Below are 12,813 nucleotides of genomic sequence, written 5' to 3'. Positions count from 1 at the left end.
TCTGAGGATAAGGAATTTTGCTTCGCTATTTAAATAGGATATTATTAAAAAGATACCCAAACTTAAGTTAGCTAAAGTTCGTGTTCTCGGGCCTGCCCGAGGGAAGAACTCACTACTTAATACTTTGTACTTAATACTTTGTACTCACTACTAAATCCCTTTATGTGAACCATCACAAAAAGGAGGGTTTTTTGTTAGTTTGCAAGTGCAGAAATTAGCGGTTTTATCCTCTGTAGCTACAAATGCTAATGGAGGAGTGGCTTTTGCCGCCCTATGGGATCCATCACACAAAGGCTGATTGATACTGTGACCGCAAGTACACCAAGAATATCTTTTGTCTTTCTCCATAGCTATTGCCACAGGAGAGAATTTTTTTACAGGTTCGCTCATGTTTATATTTTTGCGCGAAAATAGGACAAACCTTTATGGAAAAGAGTATTAAGGGGTTAATTCTTTACCAGTCTAAATAAGCGCTGTAAGCCTAGCTTGGATTTTAACCAAATTGACTTAGTACTAGGTAAACTTTCCACTCCTATTAATGAGGCTGCTTTATCTAGAATTATCTTAATCCCAGTTGCCAAATGCATTTTTATCTGCACTTTATTGTTCTCATATTTTAAGGCTAACAAGGTAGTGACAATGATAAAAGCTAAAGCCCCAGGAATAACTATATAAGGAGAAAGGGAGTGATTTAAAAAGTAGTATAGGCCTAATCCTGTAAAACTTCCATAAAGAATAATAAAATGGAATACATAAATAGAAAGCGTGCTTTGGCCTATTTTTAACAAAGTGCTATTGGTAAAGAACCTTCTAAATACCATAAAAACTGCAAACACTAGAAATACATCACCTAGTCTAATAAACAGGTAGTTGTTTAAATAAACCTTAGTAAATAAGGCTAATCCCGTTAGGTTAGATAGTGTTAAAAAGAAACTAGAAGAATATAATATTAGTAAAGCCCCTATGGCCGAAAAGCTTAAAATAGCTACTGGATATAAATAAGTGCTGCTTTTAAATCGGTTGAACCAAACAGAAAGAAAAGCCCCTATGCTGGCATACCCAAACCATGGCATAATAGTAAATACAGAACCGTTAGCCTTAGTAAGGTAGTTGGCTAATAAGTTGGGTAAATAATGATGGGAATATTGTTTGTAATATGGTTCCATTACAAAGAGAACCAGGGTAATGATTAGTAAAATGCTGGGAAATAAAAACTTATTTCTATTAGCCGTCAGTAGATATATACCAATGATTCCTAAAATAGATAGTCCTATACAGTGTAATACATCCACAACGTAAAAGGAGCTATAGATTTGTCCTTTTAAGAGACCGAAAAAGTTTAATCTAAGTAGGTATCCAATTACCAACAATTGAAGCCCTCTTTTAATACCCTTTTTTACCCTTGGGTTATTAAATCCAATTTTATCTCCTTTAATAAGCAGGTAAGTGAATATAAATCCAGATACCGTAAAGAAAACTGGAGCAGTTACCCCTCTAAAATACTTCCAAATAGAATAAAATATATTGGTGTTGTCTCTAAAAGCGTTGTCCAACAAACCATCTACAAAATGTCCTTGCAGCATCATTAAGATGGCCCAGGCTCTTATTGCATCAATAAAATAAAGTCTCAGGTTGGTATTCCCCATTTATAATTTATATGTATCCTATATACTTGTAAAACAGTTGCTTTGGATGTTTCGGGGTGCAAAATTAGATAAATATCTCGCAAGTCAATCTATTTTGCGGTATTTTCGTTGCAGTAATATATTATATAGATTAATAGATGTCAAAATTATTAGCATTCGCAGGGAGTAACTCAAGTCGATCCATCAATTTTCAATTGGTAAAACATACCGCATCCCTTGTAACCAATAAGGAAGTTCGCCTATTAAATATGACAGAAATAGTGCTGCCTATTTACAGTGATGACCTGGAAAGAGAAGAGGGATATGCTCCAATTTTAAAGAAGTTGATAGAAGAAATAAGAGAGTCTAAAGGCCTTATTCTCTCCGTAAATGAACATAATGGCAATGTATCTGCTTATTTTAAAAATCTTATCGATTGGTTGTCTAGAGTAGATAGGGAATTTTTAAAGGACACAAAAATTTTATTGATGTCTTCTTCTAGGGGTAGAGGAGGTGCAATTGGATCTCAAGAAATAGCCAATAAATTATTGTCGAGATTTGGGGGAGAAATAGTATCTACTTTTTCTTTGCCCTCATTTAAACATACCTTTTCAGAAAAGGAAGGAATCACAGATTTGGAACTAAAGGAAGCACATAATACAGCGTTGCAAAGCTTCCTTTCTAAAATTTAAAATCTTTTGCGAAAAAAGTTATCGTTTACGGTTTCGGATATTAAAGGATTTAAAAAAAACTTGCTGCAATGGGCTCAGCAATTTAATGAGGTGGTATGGCGTGATAGTAATGGACACAATGAAAAATACACTTCTTTCGATGGTGTCCTTGCTGTGGATGCATTAACTTCTATTGTTACAGATACCGAAAATGCTTTTGAAGATTTAAAAATCTATCAGGCCAATACTAAGGATTATATTTTTGGCTATTTGTCCTATGACCTTAAAAATGATGTAGAGGTATTAACGTCTTCTAATTTTGATGGTTTGAGTTTTCCTGACTTGTTCTTTTTTCAGCCCAAAAAGATTATTTATATAGAAGGGAACTTGGTAAGCTTTAATTATCTCAATATGGTTGACGATGAGATTGAAGCTGATTTTGAAGCGCTAACTCGTCCAGAAGGGCCTTATGCTTATAACTTATTTGCTGAATCGGAAGTACAGATAAAGCAAAGGATCCATAAGGAGGAATATTATTCCAAAGTAAACACCATGTTAGAGCATATTCATAGAGGCGATATCTATGAGGCTAACTTTTGCCTAGAATTTTATGCAGATAACATTCAGATAAATCCTTTAGCGACCTACTTACGATTAAATGCTATTTCACATGCCCCATTTGCTACTTTTTTAAAATTAAATGACAATTATCTAATGTCTGCCTCTCCAGAACGCTATCTTAAGAAAGAGGGGGCTAAGGTGATATCACAACCAATAAAAGGTACCTCAAAAAGGTCAAAGGACTCGCACGAAGATTCGGAATTGGCAATTAACTTAGCAGCAGATCCAAAAGAACGGGCAGAGAATATTATGATAGTAGATCTCGTGCGTAATGATTTGTCTAAGAGTGCTTTAAAAGGAACTGTGAAAGTGGAGGAACTCTGTAAGGTTTATTCTTTTGATCAAGTGCATCAGATGATTTCTACTGTTGTTGCTGAGGTATCAGACAATAAGAATCCAGTAGATATTATTAAAGAAACATTTCCTATGGGAAGTATGACGGGGGCGCCTAAAGTTTCTGCCATGAAAATAATTGATGCCTTGGAAGCCACTAAAAGAGGCCTTTACTCAGGAAGTGTGGGGTACTTTACTCCCGAAGGCGATTTTGACCTCAATGTAGTGATCAGGAGTATCCTTTACAATAAATCAAAATCCTATGCCTCTTTTTCTGTAGGGAGTGCTATAACCGCAAAAGCCTCCCCAGAAAGGGAATATGAAGAATGCCTATTAAAGGCCAAGGCTATGCATCAGGTTTTGGAAGATGTTCATAACAAATTGAGGTAGTAAAATTTTTAGGGTCTTTTTATCCGAATAACAAGTAGTTTTAGAATACATAAATATAAATTTAGCTATGGAAACAATAACTCTTCCATTAAAATATAAAGACACTCCTATATATTGCTGGTATGTAGCACCAGCTGTTATTAAGGGTCTTGTAGTTTTAGTACATGGTTTTGGGGAACATTCTGGGCGCTATTTTACAGATGTAGTACCAGCGCTTTTAAAAGTAAATATGGCAGTAATAGGGTACGACAATTTTGGGCATGGTCAAACTGAAGGTAAAAGAGGAGATTGTCCTAGCTATGGAGATCTAATGGGGTTGCTAGATATGGTGATAGCTAAAGGCAAGTCTGTTGTTCCCGGTACTCCAGTATTTTTATACGGCCATAGTATGGGAGGGAATTTAGTGCTTAATTATGGGTTAAGATCAAAATCACCCCTTAAAGGTATAGTAGCTTCCAGTCCCTATTTAAAATTAGCGTTCCAACCCCCTAAATGGAAAATGATTCTTGGGAAGGCTATTATGGGAATTTTTCCTCATATAACGATGTCCTCAGGATTAGATCCTGAAGGTATATCCAGAATTCCCGAAGAGGTGGAGCATTATAAACAAGATCCCTTAGGTCATGATAAGGTAAGTCCCATGTTTGCCTTTCCAATGATAGCGGCTGGCCAATGGGCAATTGATAATTCTTCCAAATTAAAAACAAAAACCTTGCTTCTCCATGGGACCGGAGACAAAATAATAGATTATAGAGGCACTCAGGATTTTCATAATAACGCTTCCGTGACCACTTTAGAATTATTTGAAGGGGGATATCACGAATTGCATAAGGACCTTTGCAGGAAAGAGGTACTGCAAAAAATATCCGATTGGTTTAAAATGAAAACAATTGTTAGACATTCTGGTGATTAAGCAGATAAATAGATGTAGATATCAACATTTTCAGAAGGGATCAATCCATTTATCTTCCTTAAATTAGTGCCGTGTTATACCAATTTAAAAATCACATAGAAGAAAATTTCCCTAATCTTGCAAGGGAGGTTTTTGTGTTGGCAATAAGTGGAGGGGTAGATAGTGTAGTTTTGGCCCATTTATGTGCATCATGTAAGTTGGACTTTGAGTTAGCACATTGTAATTTTCATTTGCGAGATGCCGAAAGTGATAAAGATGAGAACTTTGTTAGACAATTGGCTATTTCATTAGGTAAAACTCTACATGTAACCCATTTCAATACAAAGGAATATGCAAGTGATCACAAACTTTCTATACAGATAGCAGCTAGGGAATTGCGGTATGCCTGGTTTAAGGAATTAATGCAGGAACGGAATATAAAAACCTTGGTCACCGCGCATCATGCCGATGATAATTTAGAAACCTTCCTTATTAACCTGTCTAGAGGTACAGGAATTGAAGGCTTAACCGGAATTCCGTCAAAAACTGATTCTATCTCCAGACCTCTTCTTAAATTTTCTAGAGATGAGGTGCTTTCTTATGCTCAAGATCAAAAGTTGAAATGGAGGGAGGATGCAAGTAATGAGGATACTAAATATTTGAGAAATAATATTCGCCATACCATCGTACCTCAACTTAAGGAATTACACCCCACCTTCTTGGATAATTTTTTAAAGACCCAGGAGCATTTAATAGATACACTAAAGATTAATCAGGTTTACCTAAAAGAGCTTAAGGAAAAGCTCTTTACAGTTGTAGATGGTCAGATAAAAGTGGCAACAGCTTCACTTTTAAACTTACAGCCCACTAAGAGCTACTTATTTCATTTTTTTAAGGAATACGGATTTACTCAATGGGAAGATATCTATGGGCTTCTTACAACCAATAGTGGGAAGGAAGTACAATCGCCTTCCCATCGTCTGTTAAAGGACAGGGAGTTTTTGTTATTACAGGAAAAGACATTTAAAAACGATAACCTTTATAAAATTATGGAAGGTGTTTCGGAAATAAGTGTCCCCATTCCAATGAAAATAGAAGAGGTAGATCAAATTGAAAAATTTTCCCAAAAAGTACTATATCTAGACAAAGAAACGTTAAAGTATCCCTTAATCCTCCGAAAAAGGGAAAAAGGGGACTATTTTTACCCGCTCGGAATGAAGGGCAAGAAAAAACTGTCTAAATATTTCAAGGACGAAAAGTTTGACAATTTTTCTAAAGAAAACCAGTGGTTGCTGTGTTCCGGAAATAAAGTGGTTTGGGTAGTAGGAAAACGTGCCGATGATCGCTTTAAAATTACAGAATTAACAAAGAATATTGTAAAGATTAGTTTATTGTAATGAGGAAATTAATAGGAGTACTTGTATTTATCTTCGGATTGTTCTTGGGGCAAGCCCAATCAAACGATAACCCCACCGCATGGAGCTATACGGCGGAGAAGATTTCTGATACGGAATATAATTTAATCATAAAGGCCGACATATATGAAGGGTGGTATATCTTCTCTCAGTATACAGATGAAAACGGTTCCTTACCAAGTGAATTTACGTTTGTTAAAGAGGGAGAAGACTACGAGTTAATTGGGGAAGCCAAAGAAAGTGCTACGATAACCGAATATTCCGAAATTTTTGAGGTAGATGAAACCTTTTTTAGGAATGAGGCAATTTTTACCCAAAAAATAAAACTTTTAAATCCAGAGGTTACCCAGGTAGAAGTGGGACTCTTTTATCAGATTTGTAACGAGGTTTGTATCCCGAAGGATGAGGTGTTTCATATTTCCCTCACCGGAGAAGAGGCAGTAATAATAGAAAAAGAGGTAGATGAACGTAGTAAGGAATTAGGTAAAGCACTTATAGTAGACCTTAAAAATAAGGACCTCTTAGTTGAAGGGGATAGAGACCACGTGGACGAAAAGACTGGCATGTGGGTCATCTTTGGTTTAGGCTTCCTTGGTGGTTTTATAGCCTTATTGACACCCTGTGTCTTTCCTATGATTCCCCTTACGGTTTCTTTTTTTACAAAGCAGTCCGAAAATAAATCACGTGGCGTTGGGAATGCTTTGTTATATGGCTTTTTTATTGTTTTAATTTACTTTTTGTTAAGCCTACCTTTTCACTTATTTGATTCGGTAGATTCACAGATACTGAACACTATAGCGACCAATATTTGGCTAAACATAGCCTTCTTTGTCATATTTGTATTCTTTGCTTTTTCCTTTTTTGGATATTACGAACTGACTCTCCCCAGCTCATGGGCCAATAAAATGGACTCGGCTTCTAGTAAAGTGGGCGGAGGAATAGGTATATTTTTTATGGCAGTAACCCTAGCCATTGTTTCTTTTTCCTGTACGGGACCTATTTTAGGAGGCTTATTGGGAAGTACCGCTCTTGCCGATGGTGATGTAGCTACAAATCTTACCATAGGTATGGTTGGATTTGGATTTGCCCTAGCCTTGCCATTTGGGTTGTTCGCCCTTTTCCCTGCATGGTTGAATTCAATGCCAAAATCTGGAGGATGGATGACTACAGTTAAAGTGACCCTTGGATTTTTAGAGTTGGCACTTGCTTTCAAATTCTTGTCCAACGCAGATTTAGTGGGCAACTGGGGGATCTTTAAAAGAGAAATCTTTTTAGGAGTCTGGATTGTATTATTTGTATTACTAACTCTATATCTATTCGGAATCCTAAGATTCCCACATGATGGTCCTAAGCAAAAATTATCCAAAGGAAGAAAGATAACGGGACTAGTATCCGCTGCCTTTTCCATATACCTTATTCTAGGGCTATCTAATATCACTAATTTAAAATTATTGAGTGGTTTCCCACCACCACATTTCTATAGCGTAGTAACCCAGGAAAGCGACTGCCCGTTAGGGATAGATTGCTTTAAAGACTTTGATGAAGGGGTTGCCCATGCCAAAAAGGTGAATAAGCCTATTCTATTGGACTTCACAGGTTGGGCTTGCGTAAACTGTCGGAAAATGGAGGAACACGTATGGAGCGAATCCGATATATACCCCATATTAAAAGAAGATTATGTGCTAATTTCCTTATATATAGATGACCGAAAGGAACTTCCAAGCGAAGAGCAATTTGATTTTAAGTACAAGTCTGGTCGGGTGAAGAATATATCTACCGTTGGAGAAAAATGGGGGACATTTCAAACCCTGAATTTTAATGCGGCTTCACAACCATATTATGTTTTACTTTCCCCAGACTTGGAAGTATTAAATTCGGCCATACAATATACAGACAGGGATACCTATAAGGAATGGCTTAAAAAAGGGGTTTCCAATTTTCAAAACTTAACGATGTTGAAATAAGTTAAATTATTATTGTGGGATTTTCCAATCTGGATTTTCTTCCCATATGCCTTTGTAATTCGTCGGATTATCCTCCATTTTATCTGAAGAATTACAGTATTACATCTATAATTTTTGCGGATTATCGAAGAGTTTAAAAATGCTTAAAAGCACTCCTAGGAGTGCTTTTTTTATCGTTATTATTAATTTACCTTTAGGCATTAATTTGCTTTAGTGAGGACAATTAAAAAAGTTTTGTGGGGTGTTTTTGGCATCCTGATTATATTGGCGCTAATTGGCGTTGTTGTTATATTTTCATTTTCTCCTAAATACTCCGGGGAACAAGAACTTTCCAATTTAAAGGATAAGGTAGAAGTTTATTATGACGATTATGGTATTCCACATATCTATGCGGAAGAGGAGGAAGATGCCTATAGGAGCCTTGGGTATGTTCATGCTCAAGACCGACTCTGGCAAATGGAATTGTTGCGAAGAATTGCAGAAGGGAAACTCTCCCAGATGTTTGGGGAAGAATTAGTAGATACAGATAAGTTTTTCTTATCCTTAGGGATCGATGACGCCTCTCAAAAAACAGTAGACCAATTAGACCATAATTCACCTATGGTTAAACTCGCCCAAGCTTATTTAGATGGGGTGAACCAATTTCAGGAGGAAGGGCCAACCCCCGTTGAATTCTATCTCACGGGAATAGAAAAAAGACCTTTTACGATTAAGGACATTCATAATACAATGGGCTATATGGCATTCAGCTTTGCTATGGCACATAAGACAGATCCCCTTCTAACCAATATTAAGAATAAGCTTGGACCAGAATATTTAAGAGATTTAGAAATAGATGTAGATTCTAGTACCACCCTTATTAAAAACTATCAGCCTAGCTCTAAGGATACGCTAAGCAATCAGATGGCAGCTGTGGTACATAAGGTGCTAAATAAGCTTCCACTTCCTCTGTTTGAAGGAAGTAATAGTTGGGTAATTGGTTCACAAAAAACAAAAAACGGTAAAGTAATTTTGGCCAATGATCCCCATATTGGGTTTGCACAGCCTTCTGTATGGTACGAGGCCCATATAAGTACTCCTAATTACGAAAAATATGGTTACCATATGGCAGGAATTCCATTCCCATTGCTAGGGCACGATAGAAAATTAGCCTATGGAATAACCATGTTCGAGAATGATGATATTGACTTCTATTACGAGGAAGAAAATCCATCGGACCCTACAACATACAAAACTCTTAACGGATGGGAAAAATTTGAAGAGGTTAATAAGACCATAAAGGTAAAGGATGGACAAGATATCTCCTTTTCCTATAAAAAGTCGGCACATGGCCCTATTTTAAACGGTATCATAGACGAGGTAACTGGTGAGCAACCCATTGCAATGTCTTGGATATATACCAAAATGGAGAATAAAGTGATGGAAGCACTGTATGGGATTACCCATGCCCAGAATTTATCCGAATTCCAAGAGGCACTTCCCAAAATTCACGCTCCAGGTCTTAATTTAATGTATGGGGATGCAGCGGGAAATATTGCCTGGTTTGCATCAGCACAGCTCTATAAAATGCCAGATAGTACACATACCAAATTTATATTAGATGGTAGTTCCGGAAAAGACGAACCTCTAGAATATTTAGATTTTTTAGAAAACCCAATGGCTATTAATCCACCTTGGAACTATGTGTATTCGGCCAACAATCAGCCAGATTCCATAGCAGGGATGCAATATCCTGGCTATTACCTACCAGAGAATAGGGCAAAGCGGATTGTAAAGCTATTGGAGCCCAAGGATGATTGGACAAGGGACGATGTAGAAGCTATGCTGTTGGATGGTGTATCTGATGTGAATGCCGAAATAGTTACCGATCTTGCAAAATTGATGGATGTATCCCAGCTAGATAAATCCGAGATTATGGCATTGGATAAAATAAGTGCATGGAAAGGGGAGAATGAGATAGATAGCATAGCTCCTACAATATACCACAGGTGGATCTATGCTCTTTTGAAAAATACCTTTGAAGACGAGTTGGGACCAGAAATGTTCCAACAACTGCTAAGCACCCATTTGCATAAGAGGATGATAGCCCCTATGGCAAAAAAAGAGAATTCAATTTGGTTTGATGATATTCACACTACGGATACTGTAGAAAATAAAACTAATAGAGTAAACCAAGCTTTTAAAATGGCGTTAAAGTCGCTGGAAGCCGATTTTGGACCTAATAAGAAAAGTTGGACTTGGGGAAAAGTACATACCCTGGAGCACGAACATCCAATTGGGAAGGTTAAAGCCCTTAGAAGTTTTTTAAACGTAGGTCCCTTTCCCATAGGTGCCACTAGAGAAGTTATTAATAATATGGCTTTTAGATATAATGAAACAGGTAAATACCCAGTAACGTCAGGCCCTTCTACAAGGCGGGTTATCGATTTTTCCGATGTGGAAAACAGCACCAGTATTTTACCGACTGGACAATCGGGGAATCCATTTAGCAAACATTATAAGGACCAAACTAAAATGTTTAATAATGGCGAGTTCAGGAAAATGATGATGAATAAAGAAGAGTTCATTCGTACTAAAAAATCGCTTCTTATCTTAAAGCCTAAACAGTAACAATTAATATCGGAGATTTAAGGAAGATTGATTTCTTTGTCTCATTATCACTTATTATTAATCCTGTTTTTCTACATTTTATAACCCGTCATTATAGAATTTTGGTCTTTTTTGCCCCATATTCTCCCCATAAAAAGTTTTAATTACTTACATTTAAGTAAAATAGAACGGGATGCTTACAAAGGTTTATGGGAGTGCGGTCTTTGGCGTAGAGGCCACTACAATTACTGTTGAGGTAAATATCGCCAAGGGTGTAGGCTATCATTTGGTAGGTTTACCAGACAATGCAATTAAGGAAAGTAACTATCGTATTGCTGCGGCGCTACTTAATAATGACTACCGGATACCTGGTAAAAAGATAACTATCAATATGGCGCCGGCAGATCTTAGGAAAGAAGGTTCGGCCTACGACCTAACATTAGCATTAGGGATTTTAACTGCCTCTGGACAGATAAAATCAGATTCCATAGAGAACTTCATAATTATGGGTGAGCTGTCCTTAGATGGAAGCTTACAGCCAATAAAAGGGGCGCTACCCATCGCTATTAAGGCAAAAGAGGAAGGGTTTAAAGGATTTATACTTCCTAAAGAAAATGCACGCGAAGCGGCAATTGTAGAAGGTTTGGAAGTATATGGGATAGATAACGTTATGGAAGTGATATCCTTTTTTGATAAAGGCACGCCCTTAGAACAGACGATTATAGATACTAAGACCGAATTCTATAAAACTTTGGATTTCCCAGAACACGATTTTTCGGATGTTAAAGGACAGGAAAGCATTAAACGTTGCATGGAAATTGCTGCTGCTGGCGGACATAACATAATCCTGATAGGTCCGCCAGGAGCGGGGAAGACCATGTTAGCTAAACGGTTGCCTTCTATATTACCGCCCATGACGATGCAAGAAGCCTTAGAAACCACTAAAATTCATAGTGTGGTAGGGAAGATAAAGAATATGGGGCTTATGAACCAAAGACCTTTCCGTAGTCCGCACCATACAATAAGCGATGTAGCGCTCGTTGGAGGCGGAGCGTATCCTCAACCAGGGGAGATATCCCTTTCTCATAACGGGGTGTTGTTTTTGGATGAATTGCCAGAATTTAAACGGGGGGTACTAGAAGTAATGCGTCAACCTTTGGAAGATCGTGAGGTAACCATTTCTAGGGCACGATTTAGCGTGACTTACCCCAGTAGTTTTATGCTGGTAGCAAGTATGAATCCAAGTCCTGGTGGTTATTTTAACGACCCCGATGCTCCCGTTACTTCTTCCCCCGCAGAAATGCAGCGGTACCTGAGCAAGATTTCAGGTCCGCTATTAGACAGAATAGATATTCATATAGAAGTCACGCCAGTGCCATTCGAAAAACTATCGGAGGATAGGAAAGGGGAGAGTAGTGTGGCCATAAGAAAGCGGGTGACGGCGGCTAGAGAGATTCAAACCCTCCGTTTTGCCGAGACGGACACCGTACATTACAATGCGCAAATGAATACCAAGCAAATCAGGAAACATTGTAAAATGGATGACGCTTCTAAAGAATTACTAAAAAATGCTATGGAACGTTTAAACCTTTCTGCCCGTGCATATGACAGGATTCTAAAAGTAGCCAGAACTATTGCAGACCTTGAGAACGTACCCGAAATAACCGGTACTCATATTGGAGAAGCCATCCAATATAGAAGCTTGGATAGAGAAGGCTGGTTGGGTTAATTTTCCTTTTATAGGAGGTTCTTGTTGTATTGGTAGAGTAGGAGTGTAGGTTGTGAATATAGGAAGGCAAACGTTCGCTAGAGCGAGGGTCACGCTCGTGTAGGGACTGATGCTAATTAGAGAGGCTATAATAATTAACTTCTTTAATAAAAATCATATTGATTGTAATACAAAAAAACAACACAGGCAAAATGCCTGTGTTACTGTTTGTGTGTGCCGTGCATGGTAATTAACTAGGTGATGAAAGTTCACTATGGGGGTTTGTAATCGCCAACCATTAGCTGAAGACAAGGGTGTCCATCGCGAGAAGGAATCTGAAGGAAGTTGGAAGCAAAACTCTGCCCCGAGGAACACGAATCATATCAGGCATAACCGTTGGGATGAGACTACACAACAAGTCGAAGTCCAAAGATTACACGGACAGCGGGATGTAAATATGGCGGGGATATGGAGTGAAAGTGAATTACCTTACCACGGGAGGTCTGGTAGACGTGTGGAAACAAAGTATGAAACACGGACAACAGTTGCTATCAGAAGTCAGCAGATGCCATAGTACTAAGTATCGACTATATTTAGGAAGGGCT

10 protein-coding genes are annotated in these 12,813 nt (G+C 37.8%); 8 read left to right on the top strand and 2 right to left on the bottom strand.

Annotated elements, in window-relative coordinates:
• Positions 1 to 150 precede the first annotated feature (150 nt).
• Together H344_RS0118560 and H344_RS0118555 are read right to left on the bottom strand one after the other, a co-directional pair.
• A complete protein-coding gene (locus H344_RS0118560; protein WP_026811640.1) occupies positions 151 to 390 on the bottom strand; it encodes a CDGSH iron-sulfur domain-containing protein in 240 nt (79 codons plus the stop codon).
• 56 nt (positions 391 to 446) lie between these two features.
• Positions 447 to 1,646, bottom strand: a complete 1,200-nt coding sequence (locus H344_RS0118555; protein ID WP_026811639.1) for a heparan-alpha-glucosaminide N-acetyltransferase domain-containing protein — start codon at positions 1,644 to 1,646, stop codon at positions 447 to 449.
• 137 nt (positions 1,647 to 1,783) lie between these two features.
• Between H344_RS0118555 and H344_RS0118550 the strand changes: the two genes are divergently transcribed.
• From H344_RS0118550 to H344_RS20800, 8 genes are all read left to right on the top strand, one after another.
• A complete protein-coding gene (locus H344_RS0118550; protein ID WP_026811638.1) occupies positions 1,784 to 2,317 on the top strand; it encodes an NADPH-dependent FMN reductase in 534 nt (177 codons plus the stop codon).
• A gap of 6 nt (positions 2,318 to 2,323) precedes the next feature.
• On the top strand, positions 2,324 to 3,640 hold the full coding sequence (locus H344_RS0118545) for an anthranilate synthase component I family protein (protein WP_026811637.1): 1,317 nt from the start codon (positions 2,324 to 2,326) through the stop codon (positions 3,638 to 3,640).
• A 67-nt stretch (positions 3,641 to 3,707) separates the two neighbouring features.
• Positions 3,708 to 4,553, top strand: a complete 846-nt coding sequence (locus H344_RS0118540) for an alpha/beta hydrolase (protein WP_026811636.1) — start codon at positions 3,708 to 3,710, stop codon at positions 4,551 to 4,553.
• A 71-nt stretch (positions 4,554 to 4,624) separates the two neighbouring features.
• Entirely contained in the window at positions 4,625 to 5,929 is a 1,305-nt protein-coding gene (gene tilS / locus H344_RS0118535) for a tRNA lysidine(34) synthetase TilS (RefSeq protein WP_026811635.1), read from the top strand.
• Entirely contained in the window at positions 5,929 to 7,911 is a 1,983-nt protein-coding gene (locus H344_RS0118530) for a protein-disulfide reductase DsbD family protein (protein WP_034257003.1), read from the top strand. Before tilS ends, H344_RS0118530 begins: the two co-directional genes overlap by 1 nt.
• Before the next feature lie 213 nt (positions 7,912 to 8,124).
• Positions 8,125 to 10,521, top strand: coding sequence for a penicillin acylase family protein (locus tag H344_RS0118525; RefSeq protein WP_026811633.1), 2,397 nt, complete (start codon positions 8,125 to 8,127; stop codon positions 10,519 to 10,521).
• A 172-nt stretch (positions 10,522 to 10,693) separates the two neighbouring features.
• A complete protein-coding gene (locus H344_RS0118520; protein ID WP_026811632.1) occupies positions 10,694 to 12,229 on the top strand; it encodes a YifB family Mg chelatase-like AAA ATPase in 1,536 nt (511 codons plus the stop codon).
• Positions 12,230 to 12,482: 253 nt separating this feature from the next.
• Positions 12,483 to 12,782, top strand: a complete 300-nt coding sequence (locus H344_RS20800; RefSeq protein WP_157378396.1) for a hypothetical protein — start codon at positions 12,483 to 12,485, stop codon at positions 12,780 to 12,782.
• The last annotated feature ends 31 nt before the right edge of the window (positions 12,783 to 12,813 follow it).

The organism is Arenibacter latericius DSM 15913 (genome assembly GCF_000424985.1).
GTDB classification, from domain to species: Bacteria; Bacteroidota; Bacteroidia; order Flavobacteriales; family Flavobacteriaceae; genus Arenibacter; species Arenibacter latericius.
This window is presented reverse-complemented; position numbering and strand designations above follow the sequence as displayed.